23 protein-coding genes are annotated in these 20466 nt (G+C 29.5%); 9 read left to right on the forward strand and 14 right to left on the reverse strand.

Annotation, left to right across the window (positions count from 1 at the left end; translation table 11 throughout):
- Positions 1 to 6: 6 nt before the first annotated feature.
- The 4 genes from MHN29_RS05220 to MHN29_RS05235 all read right to left on the reverse strand — a co-directional run bounded on the left by MHN29_RS05220 (position 7) and on the right by MHN29_RS05235 (position 2994).
- On the reverse strand, positions 7 to 405 hold the full coding sequence (locus MHN29_RS05220; protein ID WP_150898207.1) for an ACT domain-containing protein: 399 nt from the start codon (positions 403 to 405) through the stop codon (positions 7 to 9).
- 80 nt (positions 406 to 485) lie between these two features.
- A complete protein-coding gene (locus MHN29_RS05225) occupies positions 486 to 716 on the reverse strand; it encodes a ferredoxin (protein ID WP_235274393.1) in 231 nt (76 codons plus the stop codon).
- On the reverse strand, positions 716 to 1963 hold the full coding sequence (locus MHN29_RS05230) for a peptidase U32 family protein (protein WP_235274392.1): 1248 nt from the start codon (positions 1961 to 1963) through the stop codon (positions 716 to 718). The genes MHN29_RS05225 and MHN29_RS05230 overlap by 1 nt, the downstream gene beginning before the upstream one ends.
- Positions 1963 to 2994: a rhodanese-related sulfurtransferase gene (locus MHN29_RS05235; protein ID WP_235274391.1), complete on the reverse strand. Its 1032-nt coding sequence runs from the start codon at positions 2992 to 2994 to the stop codon at positions 1963 to 1965. Before MHN29_RS05235 ends, MHN29_RS05230 begins: the two co-directional genes overlap by 1 nt.
- 201 nt (positions 2995 to 3195) lie before the next feature.
- Between MHN29_RS05235 and MHN29_RS05240 the strand changes: the two genes are divergently transcribed.
- The 3 genes from MHN29_RS05240 (at position 3196) to MHN29_RS05250 (ending at position 5418) form a co-directional block, all read left to right on the forward strand.
- Positions 3196 to 3693, forward strand: a complete 498-nt coding sequence (locus MHN29_RS05240; protein WP_235274390.1) for a GNAT family N-acetyltransferase — start codon at positions 3196 to 3198, stop codon at positions 3691 to 3693.
- On the forward strand, positions 3690 to 4697 hold the full coding sequence (locus MHN29_RS05245) for an aspartate-semialdehyde dehydrogenase (protein ID WP_235274389.1): 1008 nt from the start codon (positions 3690 to 3692) through the stop codon (positions 4695 to 4697). Before MHN29_RS05240 ends, MHN29_RS05245 begins: the two co-directional genes overlap by 4 nt.
- 67 nt (positions 4698 to 4764) lie before the next feature.
- Positions 4765 to 5418 carry an HD domain-containing protein gene (locus MHN29_RS05250; RefSeq protein ID WP_235274388.1) on the forward strand — a complete coding sequence of 218 codons (654 nt, stop codon included), beginning with the start codon at positions 4765 to 4767 and terminating at the stop codon, positions 5416 to 5418.
- A gap of 120 nt (positions 5419 to 5538) precedes the next feature.
- On the opposite strand, the gene MHN29_RS05255 is transcribed toward MHN29_RS05250, so the two are convergent.
- From MHN29_RS05255 to MHN29_RS05280, 6 genes are all read right to left on the reverse strand, one after another.
- Complete coding sequence (locus tag MHN29_RS05255) at positions 5539 to 5928, reverse strand: hypothetical protein (RefSeq protein WP_235274387.1); 390 nt, start codon at positions 5926 to 5928, stop codon at positions 5539 to 5541.
- Between the two features lie 228 nt (positions 5929 to 6156).
- A complete protein-coding gene (locus MHN29_RS05260; protein ID WP_235274386.1) occupies positions 6157 to 7878 on the reverse strand; it encodes a helix-turn-helix domain-containing protein in 1722 nt (573 codons plus the stop codon).
- A 3-nt stretch (positions 7879 to 7881) separates the two neighbouring features.
- A complete protein-coding gene (locus MHN29_RS05265; RefSeq protein ID WP_235274385.1) occupies positions 7882 to 8664 on the reverse strand; it encodes an enoyl-CoA hydratase/isomerase family protein in 783 nt (260 codons plus the stop codon).
- Between the two features lie 4 nt (positions 8665 to 8668).
- A complete protein-coding gene (locus tag MHN29_RS05270) occupies positions 8669 to 10081 on the reverse strand; it encodes an ATP-binding protein (protein ID WP_235274384.1) in 1413 nt (470 codons plus the stop codon).
- Positions 10082 to 10131: 50 nt separating this feature from the next.
- Positions 10132 to 10599 carry a hypothetical protein gene (locus MHN29_RS05275; RefSeq protein WP_235274383.1) on the reverse strand — a complete coding sequence of 156 codons (468 nt, stop codon included), beginning with the start codon at positions 10597 to 10599 and terminating at the stop codon, positions 10132 to 10134.
- Between the two features lie 3 nt (positions 10600 to 10602).
- Positions 10603 to 11754 (reverse strand): DNA polymerase III subunit delta', encoded by a 1152-nt coding sequence (locus MHN29_RS05280; RefSeq protein WP_235274609.1) that lies wholly within the window; start codon positions 11752 to 11754, stop codon positions 10603 to 10605.
- Between the two features lie 127 nt (positions 11755 to 11881).
- Between MHN29_RS05280 and MHN29_RS05285 the strand changes: the two genes are divergently transcribed.
- From MHN29_RS05285 to MHN29_RS05300, 3 genes are all read left to right on the forward strand, one after another.
- Complete coding sequence (locus tag MHN29_RS05285; RefSeq protein ID WP_235274382.1) at positions 11882 to 12106, forward strand: FeoA family protein; 225 nt, start codon at positions 11882 to 11884, stop codon at positions 12104 to 12106.
- Between the two features lie 3 nt (positions 12107 to 12109).
- Positions 12110 to 14215, forward strand: a complete 2106-nt coding sequence (feoB, locus tag MHN29_RS05290) for a ferrous iron transport protein B (RefSeq protein WP_235274381.1) — start codon at positions 12110 to 12112, stop codon at positions 14213 to 14215.
- 214 nt (positions 14216 to 14429) lie between these two features.
- Positions 14430 to 14918, forward strand: coding sequence for a DUF3575 domain-containing protein (locus tag MHN29_RS05300; protein ID WP_150898222.1), 489 nt, complete (start codon positions 14430 to 14432; stop codon positions 14916 to 14918).
- 57 nt (positions 14919 to 14975) lie between these two features.
- Here the strand turns inward: MHN29_RS05300 and MHN29_RS05305 are convergent, their stop codons facing one another.
- From MHN29_RS05305 to MHN29_RS05315, 3 genes are all read right to left on the reverse strand, one after another.
- The gene (locus MHN29_RS05305) at positions 14976 to 15431 is read right to left on the reverse strand and encodes a nuclear transport factor 2 family protein (RefSeq protein ID WP_235274379.1); all 456 of its coding nucleotides are present in this window, start codon (positions 15429 to 15431) and stop codon (positions 14976 to 14978) included.
- An 87-nt stretch (positions 15432 to 15518) separates the two neighbouring features.
- Positions 15519 to 16790: a branched-chain amino acid transport system II carrier protein gene (gene brnQ / locus MHN29_RS05310; protein ID WP_235274378.1), complete on the reverse strand. Its 1272-nt coding sequence runs from the start codon at positions 16788 to 16790 to the stop codon at positions 15519 to 15521.
- Positions 16791 to 17264: a hypothetical protein gene (locus tag MHN29_RS05315; RefSeq protein ID WP_235274377.1), complete on the reverse strand. Its 474-nt coding sequence runs from the start codon at positions 17262 to 17264 to the stop codon at positions 16791 to 16793. It abuts the gene before it with no gap.
- Positions 17265 to 17389: 125 nt separating this feature from the next.
- On the opposite strand from MHN29_RS05315, the gene MHN29_RS05320 reads away from it, so the two are divergent.
- From MHN29_RS05320 to upp, 3 genes are all read left to right on the forward strand, one after another.
- Positions 17390 to 18166 carry an alpha/beta fold hydrolase gene (locus MHN29_RS05320; protein WP_235274608.1) on the forward strand — a complete coding sequence of 259 codons (777 nt, stop codon included), beginning with the start codon at positions 17390 to 17392 and terminating at the stop codon, positions 18164 to 18166.
- A 61-nt stretch (positions 18167 to 18227) separates the two neighbouring features.
- Entirely contained in the window at positions 18228 to 18803 is a 576-nt protein-coding gene (locus MHN29_RS05325; RefSeq protein WP_235274376.1) for a hypothetical protein, read from the forward strand.
- A gap of 69 nt (positions 18804 to 18872) precedes the next feature.
- Positions 18873 to 19526 carry a uracil phosphoribosyltransferase gene (gene upp / locus MHN29_RS05330; protein WP_150898233.1) on the forward strand — a complete coding sequence of 218 codons (654 nt, stop codon included), beginning with the start codon at positions 18873 to 18875 and terminating at the stop codon, positions 19524 to 19526.
- A gap of 2 nt (positions 19527 to 19528) precedes the next feature.
- Here the strand turns inward: upp and MHN29_RS05335 are convergent, their stop codons facing one another.
- Complete coding sequence (locus tag MHN29_RS05335; RefSeq protein ID WP_235274375.1) at positions 19529 to 20431, reverse strand: DUF6427 family protein; 903 nt, start codon at positions 20429 to 20431, stop codon at positions 19529 to 19531.
- Positions 20432 to 20466: the final 35 nt, after the last annotated feature.

The raw sequence follows: 20466 nt of genomic DNA on the forward strand, positions 1-20466 counted from the left end.
ACAAAGCTAAAAACTATTAGAAAGATTTGTTAATACTTCGATGGTTTTAGCCTCATCTTTTTTTGCAACAAAAATATGATCGTGATAATAGCCGGCAACAACATTACAGCTAATGTTGTTTTTTGCAAGTTCTGTTGAAAAAGCAGCTGTGAGCCCTACAGCGTCTAATGCAGAATGTATTTTTAAAGTAATCCAAGAAGCTATAAAGCTATATGGTAGATTTAAATTGTCGGCAACAGACTTTTTTAGAATAAGTGTTACACCTTCCTGCTCTTTAAAAAGACTAATAATTTCTTCTTTGTCAATATTAGAAGTGTTTGAAACTGTGGTAAAAACATATTCCCCTTTATTAACAAAAGGTTTCATTTCTTTAATTAAGGTAGTTAAATTCTTTTCTCCAGACATTTAAATTATTTAGTATAAAATTACATTATTTAAAATAAAAAAGCTCTCAGAAGAGAGCTTTGATATATAGTAATAAGTATTTAGAGTTGTTTTACTTCTATAATTTTAACTGGACAAGCCTTTTTGGCTTCATATGACGTTTCGTAAATAGAATCATCGTGAGTTTTTATTGTGAAAAAACCTTTTTTTTCAGAAGAATGTAAAAGAACTGATTTTCCATCTTTTTTTGACATCTGAAATTGTGCTGGAGCTACCTCTACACAATAATTACAACCAATACATTTTTTTCTTTGTAAAGTAACTACTACCATTAGGCTTGTGCAAATTCGGTTTTTACAATTTTATATAACTTATCTGAAGAGCGAATTTTAAAATCTAATTTCATCGTTACTTCATCACCTTTGGTAGCTTTTTCAGCAGGAGCATCATTTACAAACATTTGTTTTAGCTCCATTTCCTTAGCTCCTGTAGTTGGACCTGTAATTAAAATTGTATCACCTACATTTACATCATAAGCTTCAATTTTAAATTCACCAACTTGGGCTTTTTGGAAATAATGAACTCCTTTACCTAAGTATACTTTCTTTTGAGTAGCATGAGAACCTGGTTCTTTACTCCATTCTCCTAGTTTTTGTCCTAAATAATATCCATTCCAAAAACCACGATTATATACTTTTTCTAGTTCTTGCATCCAGCTAATTACTTTCTCTTTATCATAAGTACCATTATGTAAGCTATCAATAGCATCACGATAACATTTAATTACTTTAGCAACGTATTCTGGAGCTCTTCCTCTACCTTCAATTTTTAATACTTTAATACCAGCATCGGCAACCTGATCTAAGAAATCAATCGTGCATAAATCTTTTGGAGACATGATATACTCGTTATCTAGTTCCATTTCAAATCCTGATTCTTGATCTATTACCGTATATTTTTTACGACAATTTTGCTTGCAAGCACCTCTGTTTGCTGAAGAATTGTGAGAGTGTAAACTCATATAGCATTTACCTGAAACAGCCATGCATAATGCACCATGTCCAAAAATTTCTATTTCAAGTAAACGGCCTGATGGACCTTTAATTTCCTCTTTTTCTATTTGTTCGGTAATCTTTTTTACTTGACGTAAACTAAGTTCTCTACTCAATACAACCGTATCGGCAAACATTGCATAAAACTTTACAGTTTCAATATTTGTAATATTTATTTGTGTAGAAATATGAACTTCCATTCCTTCAGCCCTTGCCATAGCAATTACTGCTTGATCCATAGCAATTACCGCAGTAATATCTGCTTCTTTTGCTCTTTTTATCAATGTTTTTACAATTGATAAATCATGATCATAAACAATAGTGTTTAAGGTTAAATAAGTACGAACATTTTTCTCTTTACATCTTTGTGAAATTTCTTCTAAATCGTCAAGAGTAAAATTAATAGACGCTCTAGCTCGCATATTTAATTGTTCAACACCAAAATACACAGAATCACATCCATTGTCTAACGCTGCTTGTAACGATTCAAAATTACCAGCAGGTGCCATTAGTTCAATTTTTTGCATTACTTCTTATATTTTAAAGCTTCAGAACGCCCTTTTTTAAATATTTTATTGCTAGCATGTTTACCTTTACGTAAAGCTTTTTGCTCTTCATAAGGTAAATGGATAATTTCTTGACATTCAGAAGAACAAGTGTTTTCCATTTGCTCAGCACATTCGTCACATTGAATAAACAATAAGTGACAACCTTCGTTTGCACAATTGGTATGTGTGTCGCATGGTTTTCCACATTGATGACAATTAGAAATTACATCTTCAGATATACGTTCAGCACGTCTATGATCGAAAACAAAATTCTTTCCTTTGAATTTATTTTCTAACCCTTCTGCTTTTACTTGACGAGTATATTCTATAATTCCTCCTTCTAATTGGAATACATTTTTAAAACCTTTATGCTTGTAATAAGCTGATGCTTTTTCACAACGAATACCACCAGTACAATACATTAATAGGTTTTTATCTTCTTTATGATCTTTTAAATCTTCTTCAATAATATCTAAAGAGTCTCTAAATGTGTCTACATCTGGAGTTACAGCTCCTTCGAAATGCCCTATTTCACTTTCGTAATGGTTACGCATATCAACACATACAGTGTTTGGATTTGCTAACATTTCGTTAAACTCTTTAGCCGATAAGTGAACTCCTTTATTCGTTACATCAAAAGTATCATCGTTTAATCCGTCAGCTACAATTTTATTACGAACCTTTACCTTTAATTTTAAAAACGACTTATTGTCTTGCTCTACGGCAACATTTAAACGAATATCTTTTAAGAAAGAAATGTTATCTAATTGTTCTTTTAAAGCTAAGAAGTTTTCTGCAGGAACAGAGACTTGAGCATTTATACCTTCATAAGATACATAGGTTCTACCTAATACATCTAATTCGTTCCATTCTAGGAATAATTTGTTTCTAAATAAGGTTGGATTTTCTATCTTAAAATATTGATAGAATGAAATTGTCAAACGGTCTTTTCCCGCTTCGTCTATTAATGCAGCGCGTTCACTTGCGCTTAACTTATTGTACAGTTGCATGCTATACTTTTTTAGTTAAACAAAATATGTTATGATCTTTTTTAAAAATCGCTGCAAAAGTACATAATTTTTATTTTTTATGTTTAAAATAATACATTTAGTATCAAATTGATAGGAATTCAAATTTTTGAGAAAATTTAGCGGTAAAACAGATACAACTAATCTCATTTTTTTGAACCTTTGTACTAGTATTTCGAAGAAATGATACGAAGTGTAACTATAAATGATGCTGAAGCAATAACTAATATTTACAATTACTATGTTGTAAGTCATATTGCTACGTTTGTAGAGGAACCTGTTTCTGTAATTTACTTTAAAAATAAAATAGAAAAAATAACAAAGGATTTTCCTTGGTTTGTTTTTGAAGAAAATAATAGAATTGTAGGTTATGCACATGGAAATTTCTGGAATACAAGAAGTGCATATGGTAAAACAGCTGAAGTTTCTATTTACTTAGATGTTAATGTTGGAGGTAAAGGAATAGGTTCTCAGTTGTACAATAATTTAATTAGAGTGTTAATTGAAAAAGGTTTTCATGTGTTAATAGGTGGAATATCATTGCCTAATAAAGCAAGTGTTGCTTTGCATGAAAAGTTTGGTTTTACCAAAGTAGCACATTTTAAAGAAGTTGGATATAAGTTTAATAAATGGGTAGATGTTGGTTATTGGCAACTTACCGTAAATAATAATAATAAATGAGAGTAGCAGTAGTAGGAGCTACCGGAATGGTAGGTAATGTAATGTTACAAGTATTAGCAGAACGTAACTTTCCTGTAACAGAATTAATTCCTGTAGCATCAGAACGTTCAGTTGGAAAACAAATTGAGTTTAAAGGAACAAATTATACCATTGTTGGATTAGAAACCGCTGTTTCTATGAAGCCAGATGTAGCGTTGTTTTCTGCAGGAGGAAGTACATCATTAGAATGGGCTCCTAAATTTGCAGAGGCTGGAACAACAGTAATTGATAATTCTTCGGCATGGAGAATGGATACTACTAAAAAACTAGTAGTACCAGAAATTAATGCTTCTGAATTAACGGAGAATGATAAAATTATAGCAAATCCAAATTGTTCTACAATTCAAATGGTTTTAGCTTTGGCACCATTGCATAAAAAATATGGTATCAAACGTTTGGTAATTTCTACCTATCAGTCAATTACAGGAACAGGAGTTAAAGCTGTACAGCAATTAGAAAATGAATCTAAAGGAATAGAGGGAGAAACAGCATATCCACATCAAATTCATAAAAATGCATTACCTCATTGTGATGTTTTTGAGGAAGCAGGTTATACTAAAGAGGAATTAAAATTGGTAAGAGAAACTCATAAGATTTTAAACGACCCTAGTATTGGTATTACAGCTACATCAGTAAGAATACCTGTTGTAGGTGGTCATAGTGAGGCTGTAAATATTGAGTTTGAAAATCATTTTGAGGTAGAGGATATTCGCAAAATTTTATCTGAAACAGATGGAGTTGTTGTACAAGATGATATTGAGAATAATGTATACCCTATGCCGTTCTATTCTGAAGGAAAAGATGAAGTTTTCGTTGGTAGAATTAGAAGAGATTTATCGCAACCAAATAGTTTGAATATGTGGATTGTTTCTGATAACTTACGAAAAGGGGCAGCTACAAATACAATTCAAATAGCTGAATATTTAGTAGCTAATAATTTAATAGGAAAGGCGGTTACAGCTTAAAAGTAATTTGAACATAATTTTTCAAAACCTGTATTTATTTAAATGCAGGTTTTTTATTTTTGAACCTATGAACAGAGCGCAAATTATACAGGATACTATTGAGTTTGTAAAAGAAACTTTGAAAGGAGCAGAGGGAGGACATGATTATTTTCATGTAGAACGAGTATATAAAAATGCATTATTAATAGCAAAGACGGAAAAAGTAGATGAATTCATAGTGGCTTTAGGTGCTTTATTACATGATATTGCCGATAGTAAGTTTTATAATGGGGATGAAACTGTTGGTCCTAAAAAGGCACGAGTATTTTTAGAGTCTCAAAATGTAAGTGAAGCAATAATTGTTCATGTTGAAAAGATTATTCAAAATATATCTTTTAAAGGAGGTAATTTCGAACAAAAGTTCACATCGCCAGAATTAGAAGTTATTCAAGATGCTGATAGATTAGATGCAATAGGTGCTATAGGAATAGCTCGTTGTTTTAACTATGGAGGTTATAAAAATAGAGAGCTATATAATCCGAGTATTCTTCCAAATCTAAACATGACCAAAGAAGAATATAAAAAGTCTACAGCACCAACGATAAATCACTTTTATGAAAAACTATTGTTGTTAAAAGATAAAATGAATACAGCTACAGGTAAAAGTATTGCAGCAAAAAGACATGAGTTTATGGAGCAATTTTTACAACAGTTCTATAATGAATGGGACGGAACTGTTTAATTAACTTTTAAGAAAGTATTGAATAATCCTGTATTTAAAATATAGTTAATACTAAATTTAATAGTAATTGTGCTACTTCTAAAATGATGGTTGTTATTATGATTATCATGATGTTGAGTTTTATTTAATGATTCCTTTTTTTATTAAGACTACTTTACTTTCGTTTTGGTTAATAAATTCTAACTCTAATAAGTCTATTTCTTTAAAACCTTTTATTTCAGATTCTAATAAAGATTGAATTTTTTTAGCTTCAGCTTCAACTGATTCAAAATTGCAGTCAACTAATTGGTATTCTCCTTTTTCGGTTGAAAAACCATTTTCTCCAAACTGAATTCCTTTTGCATAAATGATTTGGTTAACCTCTTTACAATCGCAATTTTCTTTTAACGTATGTAAAATTTTATCAGACTTATTAGAACTTTTTATTGAGGAAGCTACTGTGTAACCAAATAGTCCTCCAAGTAATAATAATGAGATAATAACAATTAAAGTTCTTGCTGATTTTTTCATTTCTCTATAAATTTTATATGAGCTTAATTGCTGATACAAAGATTCTACTTTAAAAGAGCTATTCCAAGTAAAGCATACCCAGTTTTAGGAAAATAGGGTTATCTTTTTAGGGGTTAATCCTTTGTTTTATAGTGTTTTGTTGTGTTTTTGAAAAGTGGATGATCTCAAAAATGAAAAAGCCCCAAATTTATAAATTTAGGGCTTTTGTAATGTTTTTTTGATGTTGATTTAAGAAATAGAATTCAATTTTTTGATATAAACAGAAGGTAGTAAACCAGTTCTTTTTTTAAAGTATTTGGTAAAAGAATCTGGACTTTTATAACCTATTTCTTCTGAAATTGATTGAATAGAATAGGATCTAAATTTGCTGCTTTCTCTTAATTTTAAAATGATATAATTAATTCTTAAATCGTTTATGTATGTATTAAAGTTTTTCTGATAATGCGCATTGATTACTTTAGATAAATACGAAGTATTTGTTTTTATTTTCTTTGCTACGTTATATGAATTACATTCTTGTTTTAAATAATAATGCTGTTCTTCTATTTTTTGTAAGCCAGCTAAAATCTCATTAAAAGTTTCTTGATTAATATCTGAAGTAGTATTCTTTTCTTCTAATGAAATGTCTTTGGTATCTACAAGAGTTTGTTGTTTTTCCAAAGATTCTATTTTAGTTAATAATTCATTAAATCTCTTGGTAGTTTTTGCTCTTCTTTTTAATGTAATAAATAAGAAAAGTAGCAAAAGAGCAATGACAAAAGAGCCTCCTATAAGTAAAAGAGAAGTTTTATTTTGTTGTTCTTGTTTAGCTGTTTCTAAATCAGAAATTTTCTTTTTATGAAAAGAGTCTACAATATGTTTTCTGTTTTTTTCTAATGCAGTTTGATTTAAAACATATTTTTCAAAATATTCATTTGATTTTTCAATGTTTCCAGCTTTTTTATAAATTTTTGCAAGCTTTTTATAGTCTTCTACTAAATTGAATTCTTTGGTTTTGTTTTTAATTTTGTCAATACCTTTAAGCATTATAGCTATTGCCTTATCATAGTTTTTTAAATTACTATTGGCTTCAGCTAATTCTTTATAGTAGTATGTTTCTCCTGAATTTGTATCGTATTTATGACTTAAATTTTTTAATTTTTCTAATACAATTAAAGCTTCTTCATTTTTATTTTCAGCAATTAAGATTTTACTTTTTTGGGACAAGTAGTTTAATCGAATAACATCATTAATGGTATCTAAGTGTTTTTCAATTCCTTTATTTAAATAAAAGTTGGCTGAATCTAATTTTTTTAGTTTAAGATAAGAGTCACTGATGCTTACAATAGTGAGTGAGCTATTGAATTTCCTATTTATTTCATCTATATCTTTTGCAGATTCTATAAGTTGTAAGCCTTTTTTATACTGTTTTATAGCTTCTTCATATTCCCCAGCAGTATTATTCATTCCGCCAATTAAAACAGGTATTACAGCTTTATAAAAACCTAGGTCTTCTTTTTCAGCGATGGCTTCACCAATAGAATAATAATCTAACCCTATTTTAGTCTCCCCTATGGCAGCGTAGCTGTTTCCAAGTTGTACTTGTATTTCTATAGGGGTTATTTTAGCTAAGAGTATGGCTTTTTTTTCTTTCTTGCTAAATTGATACCTGTTGTATAAATCTAATTCTCTTTTATAAGATTTAATAGATGTGTAATGCTCATTAATGAATTGACTTTGTCTAGCAATTCTATGCAATAGATGAATTGTTCTAAAGGTATCTTTTTGTTCTTCGGCAAGAACTAACATTTTGTTCATTAAACGAACTCTTTCTCTACTCCCTTCCTCTACTCTTAAAGAATCAGAAAGTGTTTTTAGACTTTTTACATAGAGACTATCAATAGTTTTTTGTGCAAAAAAACTATAGCTAAAGAGAAAAAGAATTAGAAAAAGAGTTTTCTTTAATGTCATATGTTATGCTCCAGGAAAATTAGGTTTTCTTTTTTCTAAAAAAGCAGTAGTACCTTCTTTAAAATCTTCTGTACCAAAACATTTTCCAAATTCAGTAATTTCTGTTTCGAAACCATTAATACCGTCTTTAAAATTATCGTTTACAGCTTTAATAGCAGCACTAATGGCAACAGATGAGTTTCTCATTATTTTGCTAGCTAATTTCTCAGCTAATGGAATTAATTCTTCTTGTGTTGTAATGTGATTTACTAATCCAGAATCTTTAGCTTCCTCAGCAGAAATCATTCCAGCTGTCATTACCATTTCCATAGCTTTTCCTTTACCTACAAGCTGTGGTAAACGCTGTGTACCTCCATAGCCTGGTATTACACCTAAAGATACTTCTGGTAATCCCATTTTAGCATTGTCAGAAGCAACTCTGAAATGACACGACATTGCCAATTCTAACCCACCACCTAATGCAAATCCATTAACAGCAGCGATTACTGGAGTAGATAAGTTTTCTACAAAATCAAATAAAGTTTCTTGTCCTTTTCTGGCTAACTCAGCACCTTCTGTTACTGAGAAATGAGCAAATTCAGAAATATCTGCACCAGCTACAAAAGCTTTTTCTCCACTACCTGTAATAATGATTGCTTTTATTGAAGAATCATTATTTAAGCTGTCAAAAGCTGTATGTAATTCCTCAATAGTTGCTTTGTTTAAAGCATTTAATTTTTTTGGACGATTAATAGTTATTGTAGCTAATCCGTTAGAAGTATCAACTAAGATGTTTTCGAAATTCATTTGATTATGTTTTGGGTAAAATTACATTAAAAACAGTTCCTATACCCTCAGTTGAGGTAAAAGTAATAGAACCATCATATGCTTCAATTATATTTTTTATCATTGGTAAACCTAATCCCATTCCACTTGTTTTAGTAGTAAACTTAGGTTCAAAAATTAATTCTTTATTTTTTTCAGTAATACCTTTTCCATTATCAGAAACAGAAATTTTAACGTTATTACCTTCTGAAGTGACTTTTACTTCAACTCTAGGATTTTGTTCGTTTTCTTTTATTGCCTGTGTAGCATTTTTTACTAAGTTGGTTACAATTCTAATCAATTGTGTTTTATCTAGGTTGGCAAATAATTCTGTTTCTTGTGGAATGTAATGTATATATCCTTCTGTAAATATGTCTAAAGAATGTTTTACAACATCTACTACATCTAATTTTTCACGTCGTTGTGTAGGCATTTTAGCAAAATCAGAGAATGCAGAGGCAATAGAACTCATTACATCTATTTGCTGAATAAGTGTTTCACTATATTCAGACATTTTTTCTCTAATTTTAGGGTCGTCAGGATTGAACTTCCTTTCAAAACTTTGAACAGAAAGTCGCATAGGGGTTAATGGGTTTTTAATTTCATGAGCAACCTGCTTAGCCATTTCTCTCCATGCTTGTTCACGTTCGCTCATAGCTAATTTTACAGCACTTTCTTCTAGTTGATCAATCATATTATTATAAGAATCAACCAAAGAATTGATTTCTGAACTAGCAGAGTTTAAAGTGATTTTTTCGTTTCGTTTGTTTAAACGAGTCTCTTTAATTTTTTCTGAAATTGTTTGAATAGATCGTGTGATATAACTTGATAAAAAGTAGGCTAAAGCAATTGCTACTAGGAACATAAGAATGTATACAAGTGCAAGACGTGAAATAAACTCTTGTAACTCCTTTTTTTGTTCTTCGTTATTTTGCGCTATTTGTATTTCAAGTATTCCAATACGTTTAAAGCGTAAATCGTTTATATACGTATAAGAAGATTGGTAGGTAATTCCATTTTTACTTCTGCTTTTTAAAATTTTATGATCAGAATTATTAGCTAATTCAGTAGTTATTTCACTAGAAAGAGGTTTATCTTCTACTTTTTCAAAATTATAAGGTTTTGACGATTTTAAAAACCTCCCATCCATACCATACATTGTAATTGTAAGCTTATGAACAGCAGCCATCTCATAAATTCTATCCTGAAAAATTTTAGATAAGTTTTCTGTGTTAACAGGATATGTTGTTCTACGTTTTAATTCAATTTCAATAGCTTGTTTAATGGTAGTTTCCTTTCTTCCAAAACGATGAATGTTATAATCTTTGGTTTGTTCACCATATTGATAAACAGTTACTAATACAATTAAAACAGAAGCCAATAATACAAGAAGTATCATTGACAAAAATATTCGGATACGTAAGGATATGTTGTTAACGTTTAGCAATTTTATTCTTTTATTCTTTTAGTTTTCATAATTAAAGTATCGTCAAATTCACCATCATTATCCCAATCATAAACTACTTTACCTTCAAAACCTTCTTTTGTTTTAGTTATTTTATACCAAGCTTGAACTTGTTTTCCTAAATAAGGGTAATCTACATACAAACTATCATTTTTGGTTTTCCAATTACCATTAGTTTCTCCAGTTTTTTTACCATCAGGTTGTTGAAACCAAGCTTTAAAAGTCCCGTCTTTTTTATAAGTAGATTGAGCTCTGCCAGTATTAGGCTTACTAAAATTATCTTCAAAAACAGAGGTGCTATCAGTTTTATTAATAGTTGGCATTTCAATTTTGATATATTCAGTTTGCCAACTTCCAACCATATAATCGTTTAAAGCAGCTTTTTTTTCCTGTTTACATGCAGCAAAAAGTATTCCGAAAATAATAACTGTAATTATATAAGATCTTCTCATGTTTTAAGCATTAATTTTTTCTTCTTTGGTATGCAAAAGACGAGTTAATTTGATTGATAAATCTAATAAAATAATTTTTGCATTTCCATTTCGTTCAATATGATATAAAGCATCGCTAACTTCTTTCTCTATAGTTAAGATATTTGCACTATTTATAAAAGGAGCAAATTTTTCTAATTTGAAGTTGTTCGTTTTTGTTTCTAAAAAAACTAAATCAGGAGTACCATAATTTAATAATAAAGCTTGCCTAAAGAATTGTAAACAATATTGTAAGAATTGTTTTTGTGTTTCTCTTCCCGATTTTGCAATGGTTTCCGACCAGCCTATTAAGTCTTGAATTACAGCTGCATTACCTTTTGCTTTAAAAGCTGCTCGAATCCAAGTTATAAACCATTCTTCAAAAATTAAATCGTTAGAATTATTGTTTAATAACTGAAGTGCTTTGTTGTAATTACCTTCTGCCTGATAAGCTATTTTTGTTGCTTCATTTTCAGAAACATTTTCCTGTTGAATTAAAGTATTTGCTATATCAGCACTACTTAATGAAGGGAAATGCAATGCTTGACATCTAGATTTAATAGTGTTAATAATTTGACCTTCATCTTCAGTAACTAACAAAAAGATAGTTTGACTAGGTGGTTCTTCAATAAGTTTTAATAATTTATTGGAAGCAGCTGCATTCATTTTTTCAGCCATCCAAATTATCATTACTTTAAAACCTCCTTCGTATGATTTTAGTTGTAATTTTTTTACAATATCTTCAGCTTCATCAACTCCAATTTGTCCTTGTTTATTTTCAACTCCAATATGTTGCAACCAATTAAATAAACTTCCATAAGGTTGTTTTTCAATAAAGTCTCTCCAATCGTTTAAAAATAAATTACTTACAGGATGTTTCTTTACAGAATCGTTTGTAGTTACTGGAAAAGCAAAATGTAAATCAGGGTGCTGTAGTTTACTACATTTTAAATTACAAGCCTCGGCATTTGCAGAGGAACTACATAATAAATATTGAGCATAAGCAATGGCAGTAGCTAAAGTACCAGAACCTTCTTTACCAACAAAAAGTTGAGCATGAGGTATTCTGTTGTTTTTAACAGTTTGTTGTAAATGCTTTTTAATATGTTCTTGTCCGATGATTTGGTCGAAAGTCATAGCACAAATATAAGGTTTCATACAGATAGGACAATTAATAAATGAAGCTTGAGCTTATAATTAACAAAGCTTGTTGTTTAGAATCGTTCTATTTTAATATATTTGTGGGTTAATTTATACATGTCGTTTGAATTCAATTGCAACTTTACAAATCGGAGAAAGAGGAATTATATCTGAAGAAAGCTTAGATGTTATACCGTTAAAATTATTAGAAATGGGCTGCTTACCTGGTACAGAAGTGGAACTATTGCAAATAGCCCCTTTAAAAGACCCAATTTACATTTGTGTAAATGGTAGTCACTTAGCAATAAGAAAAGAAACAGCTAGTAAAATAATAGTTACAAAAATTTAACTGATGAGTAAATGTATTAAAGTAGCATTAATAGGAAATCCTAATACAGGAAAAACATCATTATTTAATCAGTTAACTGGTTTAAATCAGAAAGTTGGAAACTATCCTGGAGTTACTGTTGATAAAAAACAAGGTGTATGTAAATTACCAAATAAACAATCGGCTATAATTACCGATTTACCTGGTACTTACAGTATTAATCCAACTTCGATTGATGAAAGTATTGTGTTAAAAAACTTATTAACTTCTAATGAAGATGATAAGCCAGAAGTAATTGTGGTAGTTGCTGATGTTGAGAATTTGAAAAGAAACTTACTATTGTTTACTCAAATTCAAGATTTAGAGATTCCAGTAATTTTAGCCTTGAATATGGCCGATCAATTACAACGAAAAGGAATTTCAATTGATATTGATAGCTTAGAAAAAGAACTACACACTAAAGTAGTTTTAATTTCAGCAAGAAACAATCAAGGGATTGACGATTTAAAAGAAGAGATTGCAAATTATAAAGCGATAAAACCATATTCAAACTTTGAAGAAATTTCATCTAGAATTGATGCTAATTATTTTAAAGAATTATCAGAGAAAAGTCAAAGATTTTCTATTTACGAATTATGGTTAATGTATACCAAGCAGTATACATCGTTGCTTTCAAGTAAGGAAGAAGAGGAATTAGAACAGTTTGGTCATGATGTGTCTAAACAGAAGAAGTATCAGCATAAAGAAACAATTTATAGATATCAAAAAATCAATTCAATTTTAAAGAAAACTTATGAGGTAGATAGTTCTAAGGGAACAGATATAAGATCTAAATTAGACCGTGTTTTTACTCATAAAATATTTGGATATGTTATTTTCTTTGGACTCCTGTTATTGATTTTTCAATCGATTTTTGAATGGGCATCAACTCCAATGGATTTTATTGATGGCTTGTTTGCTAACATTGCAGAGTTTACTAAATCTAAACTACCGGAAGGTATGTTTACTGATTTACTAACTGATGGAATTATTCCAGGTATAGGAGGAGTTGTAATTTTTATTCCACAAATAGCCATTTTGTTTTTATTTATAGCTCTTCTAGAAGAAACAGGATATATGAGTAGAGTTGTCTTTTTAATGGATAAAATTATGAGACGCTTTGGTATGAGTGGTAAAAGTGTAATCCCTTTAATTTCTGGAACTGCATGTGCAATACCAGCAGTAATGGCAACACGTACTATTTCTAGTTGGAAAGAACGTTTAATTACAATCTTAGTTACGCCATTTACTACATGTTCTGCTCGTTTACCAGTATATGCTATTTTAATCGCTTTAATTATTCCAAACACTAAAGTTTTAGGTTTTGTAAGTTTACAAGGACTTACATTATTAGGATTGTATATTCTTGGTTTTGGAGCGGCAATAATAGCAGCATTTATTTTACATAAAACACTAAAAATTAAAAGTAATTCGTTTTTTGTAATAGAGATGCCTGATTATAAAGTGCCTTCAGTAAAAAATGTCTTTTTAGATGTATTAGAAAAAACAAAAGCATTTGTATTTGGAGCGGGAAAAATAATATTAGCAATCTCTATAGTTTTATGGTTTTTAGCATCGCATGGGCCTTCGTCATTTGATAATGTTGAAAAAGACATAGCTCAAAAAACAATGAACCAACAGTTATCAGAACAAGAGCTAGAACAAAAAATAGCTTCAGCTAAGTTGGAGAATTCTTATATAGGTATTGCAGGAAAAACAATTGAACCAATTGTAAAACCATTAGGTTACGATTGGAAAATAGGAATTGGTTTAATAGCGTCTTTTGCTGCAAGAGAAGTTTTTGTTGGAACCTTAGCAACTATTTATAGTGTAGAGAATAATGATGAAGACACAACTACAATTAAAGAAAAAATGGCTTCAGAGATGAATTCAGAAACAGGTAAAAGCCGATTTAACTTTGCTACAGGGATATCTTTGTTGTTGTTTTATGCATTTGCAATGCAGTGTATGGCTACATTGGCTATTGTTAAAAGAGAAACTAAAAGCTGGAAATGGCCGTTAATACAATTAGTAGGAATGGGTGTTTTAGCATATTTATCGGCGTTAGGAGCCTATCAATTTTTAAGTTAATGCAAGAAGTTTTAACATATATAGTTGTTTTACTAGCAGTTGTTTTTTTGATTAAAAAGTTTTTTATAAAATCAAAAAAGAAAAATAATTGCGATACAAACTGTAATTGTTCATAGTTATAAAATGTTGTTGTAAGTTTTTAAAGCCTTAAACAATTAATGTATGTTTGTGGTACTATAATTGATAGGTAATTTAAATCAATAAAAAGTAAAAGATGAAAAAAATAATATTAGTTGCTGTGATATTTATCAGCGCATTTGCTCAAGCACAACAAGAGGTAAAAGTTGATATATTTGATGCTTTAGCACTTAAAACCTTAGACGTATCTTACGAGTATTATACAAGCGAACAATCTTCTGTTGGGGTTTCTGCATTATTTAATTTTGAGAAGAGATCAGCAGATTTTAGATACAATGAAAAAAGAATGATTACGCCATTTTTCCGTCATTATTTTACAAATAATAGAAACTGGAATTACTTTGGAGAAGTTTTTTTAGGAATTAACACTGGTGAAAGAAAAATTGGAACAAATCAATACAAAGAATATACAGATGGAGCTTTAGGTATAGCTGTTGGATCTAAGTATGTATCTTCAGGAGGTTTTGTTATTGATGTTCATGGAGGTTTAGGTAGAAATATGTTTTCTTCAGATTCAAGATCTATTGTGCCAAGAGTAGGTATTAATTTAGGGTATAGATTTTAATAACTCTTTATAAATAAAATAAAAACCGAACTAGTTTAAGTTCGGTTTTTTTATGGATTAATCTTTTAAAGAAAATTTAGGTTTTGACTGCCAGATAATATTAATAGACTTCCAGCCATCTTTAGTTTTTACCATATTCAAATAATCTATCCCCCAAACTGCTGTAACCTTTACTACAGCAATTTTATCGGAAACCTCTAAAACATTTATTTTTCTAATTGAATTTTCATTGGCTCTATTGCCTTTAGCGTTCCATTTTTTTGCCAATGCAATTAGTTTATGAAATGGCATTTCAGATTTATTAGAAAATTTTCCTTTTTTCTTGTCAAACCACCAGCCTACTTTCCTGAGGTCTTTATGAACACTTTTGTAAGCTAAAGTAGTATCAGCTTTGTAAAAAGTGTCAATATAATTATAGGCAGCTTGCTTTACGTCCTTAATTGCTTGCTCTTTTTCTTGAGCAGTGAGTTGAATTGTAATAAATAAAATGATTAACAAATAAAAAGTTTTCATGACTTTTGGTTTTGTTAAAAATAATTAATTTACTGATTTTTAGATATTAACAACTTGTTAAAGTCCTTGTTAGTGAGTTCTTTAGATTTAAACAATTGTTTCTTTTGTTAGGTTAACTCCAACAAAACTTAAAATAGCTGGTAATACCCATCCCAAGTGCTTATTAGCTAAAGGAATTATATTTTTTACATCAACTAAACTTTCTTTAGGAACAATAAAACCTAAAAAATCTGGAATACTAAAAATAAAAGTAATTATAACAACCACTTTAAAAACTCTAGCAGACGTGTACTTGTTAGGAAGTACATTTAAGATGATTAAAACTATGGTTATAGGATATATAAACATTAATGCAGGTAGTGCAATGTTTATAATATAATGTACATCAAACTGTCCAACTAAGACACCTAAAACACAGCTTATAACCGCAGTAATCGTATAAGCATTTTGCGAATTATTTGTAATTCCTTTAATATAATCTGCAGTACCAGTTATAATACCTACAGCAGTAGTAAAACAAGCCAAGGCTACTAAAATACCTAAGAAAATGGTTCCTATATTTCCTAATGTTTGTGTACTTAATGTGTTTAAAACATCTGTTCTAGTAGCTTCACTGCTAAAAATGCTATTATGTATAGCTCCATTATAAATAAGTCCAGCATATATAATTAAAAGACCAATACCAGCTATGATACCAGCTTTGGTAATTAACTCTTTTTTAGTTTCAAAAGAAGTATTTTTGTTAAAGTTCATTGAAATAACTAGAATTCCTCCTACTACCACAGCTCCAATGGCGTCAAAAGTTTGATAGCCTTCAAGAAGCCCATTGACAAAAGGAGAATTAAAAGTAGAAGGATTTGTAGTTACGGGAGCTGTAAACATTCCAATAAATATAATAGCAAGTAGTATTAATATGATTAACGGAGTTAAAAACTTACCTAATAAATTTAAAATCTTGGTTCTATTCATTACAAATAAAAAAACCAGTCCAAAATATATCGTACTTGTAATTATTGAGTTGATATCAAAGTATGGTGCTATAGCCATTTCGTGAGTAACAGAAGCTGTCCTGGGAGCAGGTAAAGCAATGGAAATAGCGTATACAATAAAACAGTAAATAGTACTGAATAAAGGCGAAACCTTTTTACCGAAATCATACATAGTTCCTTGTAATTTAGCATGTGCTAAAATTCCTAGAATAGGTATAAAAACAGCCGTTATAAAAAAACCTAGAGTAACCCAAGACCAATTATCTCCAGCATTTTTTCCTAAAAAAGGTGGAAGAATTAAGTTTCCAGCCCCAAAGAACATAGAAAATAAAGCAAAACCGGTAATCAATACTTCTTTTGAGAGTTTCATCTAAATATATTTTTTGATTAACAAATAAACAAAATTGAAAAGAATATAAAGGGTGCCAATTAAAATTATTACAAACTTAGGTACAGCAAAATAATACGCTATTGAACTCCAAGTTTGTTTTAGGTTTCCCAATAATAGTTGGATGAGTCCAATATTCTCGATAGCATCAAATAATGCAGCAAAAAACAATGAAAGTATTAGAATTACTCCAAAACTATAAAGTCGAGTATTCTTCCATAAATGAGAGTTGAGTTTATGAATTAAAATAGCAATTAGAGAAGAGTAAGAAATTAAAAATAGATAATCGAGTCCTAAACTAATACCTGCACTAATTTTTGAAGTTTCATTCCATGAATTAATAATTTTTTCAGAGACTTTTAAATCTTTAGCTAATTCAAAACTAACAATACCATGTTTACATATAGAATTGGTAAGAAAACTATCAAAATAAAGCATACAGATAATTAGAGCCATAGTAGAAAAAACAAGCAAGTAGGTGAGTCTGTTTTCTTGAGTTTTAGTTAATTTATTGAAGGGAGAAAGAAGCATTTTTTATAGTATAGAATTTTTAACTAGTGAAAGATACATATTTTTGCAGGATGCAAGAATTTATCAATTATAAAAACAGTAAAATAGCATATTCAGATATAGGAAAAGGAGGAGCTATAGTTTTACTTCATGGGTTTCTCGAAAACGCTGCTATGTGGAATGGAATAGCCAATGAACTAAAAAAAAATAATCGTATAATTTGTATTGATTTATTAGGGCATGGTAATTCTGAATGTATAGGTTATATACATTCTATGGAAGATATGGCAGAAGCTGTTAAAGCAGTTTTAAAGCATTTGAGAGTTAGAAGGTTTTTTATAATTGGACACTCTATGGGAGGGTATGTTTCTTTAGCTTTTGCAGAAAAATATTCAGAAAATATTAAAGGATTGTGTTTGCTTAACTCAACATCGCAAGAAGATTCAGAAGAACGAAAAGAAACACGTTTGAAAGCATGTGAAGTAGCACAAACAAACTATACAAGTTTGATAAAAATGTCTATTGTAAATTTATTTGCAGAAGAAACTAGAAAAGAGTTTTTGTTTGAAATTGATGAGGTTAAAAAGGAAGCATTAAAAACACCACTTCAAGGTTATATAGCAGCAACACAAGGAATGCGTCTAAGGAAGAATAAAGAAAATGTTTTGAAGCAGATCGAGAAACGTTTGATTATTTCTGGAGAAAATGACCCTATTATCAATGAGGAGTCAATTAGAGAGGAAGCGAAAAGAACAAAAACACCAATTCAGTTTTTATCAAATGGACATATGAGTCATATTGAAAATAAAGAAGAAGTTATAAAAATGTTAAAGACGTTTGTAAAATAGTTGCTGGCATAAAACTTGGTTTTTGATAGCTTAAATTTTAAAAGAAACTAAATATTAAGTTATGAAGAACAACAAATTACTACTATCAATTGCAACAACTTTGTTAATGTGTTTTTCAATGTTTTCACAAGAAGATGAAAAATTAAAATCATTATTTAAAACAGATTTTAATTTATCTGGTTTAGGAATTTCTTATGAAGTACCATTGGCAGAAAAATGGACTGTAGATTTAAGTACAGGTATAGGTGCATCATATAATGTAAGCAATGGATTGGAAGCTCGTTGGATAATTAATAAATCACCATCAGCATATTTTAAATCAGAATTTAAATATATTTATAATAGAGAAAAGCGATTCAAAGCAGGTAAAAATAATTCGAATAATTCAGGAAATTATTGGGCTTTTCAAACAAAGTATATAACAAAAAGATTTTCAGAAGCAATAGGAGAAAAACCTGGGAATAATGTTTTAATGAATGAAGTTCATTGGGGTATTCAAAGATCTTTAGGAGGAAATTGGTTATTTAATGCACATGTAGGATTAGGATTTGCTAAGGATTTTGATACTCCAAAATGGATTGATAGTTCAACAATCTATCCAGCAGTAGGGGTTAAATTTTCCTATGTTATTTTTTAATAATTTAAAACTCCATCATTCAAGATGGAGTTTTTCTTTTTTGTAATTTCGCAGGAAATAATTTAAAACATGCACATTCATCACCTAGCTCAAGAAAACTCTATACTTAATAAATTTTTAGCAGAAATTAGAGACGTTAACGTACAAAAAGATTCAATGCGTTTTCGTAGAAATATAGAAAGAATTGGAGAGGTTTTAGGTTATGAATTAAGTAAAAAATTATCTTTCGAAAATAAGGATGTTCAAACTCCTTTGGGAATTAAACCAACAAACTTACCTGTTAACAATACAGTTTTATGTTCAATTCTAAGAGCAGGATTGCCTTTACATAATGGATTATTGAACTATTTTGATGATGCAGAAAATGCTTTTATCTCTGCGTATCGTCATCACCCAAATAATGATGAAGAATTTGAAATCGTAGTAGAATATTTTGCTTCACCATCAATAGATGGAAAAACATTATTATTGGTAGATCCAATGTTAGCAACAGGACGTTCGTTAGTAGCAGTTTATGAGGCCATAAAAAAATATGGCACTCCTAAAGAAATTAAAATTGTTTCAGTGATAGGTTCATCGGAAGGAGTTGATTATATTAAAGAATTCTTTCCAGACGATACAGAATTATGGATTGCTGATATTGACGAAAAACTTAACGACAAAGGATATATCATCCCAGGATTAGGAGATGCTGGAGATTTAGCATTTGGAACAAAAATGTAATTCTATATAAAATATAGAACAATTGAACATGCTAATGCAGCTATAACAAATAAATCTGCAAACCATCTTTTTTGGAATAGTTCCAAACCATTAGCTAGTACTACAGAAATAGGAAAGAAAGAGAATAATAATTCACTACCTACCTTATCTTTAATTAAGAAAATTATAGATAAAGATATGGTTAGATGAGTTAAAGTTAGTATCCAGTTTTTTCTAAAAGTATTAAGAACAGCTAATGCTTTTGGACTTTTTAACAGTATAGAAGATAATGTTAAAAAGGAAATGAAAATAATTGGAAATAAATATTTAGTATTTAAATAGAAGTCCAATTTGTAAGAGAAGTTCCAATTAAAAAGAAGCTGGAAGTCTTCAGTTTTATCATACCAAAAACAATAAGTAAAATATAAAAAAACAGGACTGCTAAATCCAATAATAGGAATTAGTAATGTTTGATACGTAAAACGTTGATGTAAGAATATAGAAAGATACAATAGAATAATAAATATGGCAGTATAGGGTTCAATTAAAAATGAAAACCCAAGCCATAAACCACCATCAAATATTTTATGAAAAACATTCTTTGACGATTGCAAACTGTATACTTTACGTAAAAAGAGTAATACAGTTAAACAAGCATAAAAAGTATTGTTAATATTTAAAGTATCTGGGAAAAAACCCAGAAGAATTACAAAGAATAAAAAAGCATAAGAATTATCAAAAGTGAGTTGATTCTTTGCAATAATGAAATTATAAACAGAAAAAACCACAATAAACCAAAGTAGTTCTTTAAAAAGACCAAAGGATAACTCTTTAGAAAATAGGCTTAAAGAAAAATAAATTAAAAAGAGTGCAAAAAGCACTACGAAATTTACAGGTTTAGATTTACCGAAAAAATTGGCTAACATCGTTTCTTTTTATATTTTTGCAAACGTAAAGATAA

Origin of the sequence: Tenacibaculum sp. Cn5-46, assembly GCF_022347705.1 — a bacterium.
Taxonomy (GTDB): Bacteria; Bacteroidota; Bacteroidia; order Flavobacteriales; family Flavobacteriaceae; genus Polaribacter; species Polaribacter aiptasiae.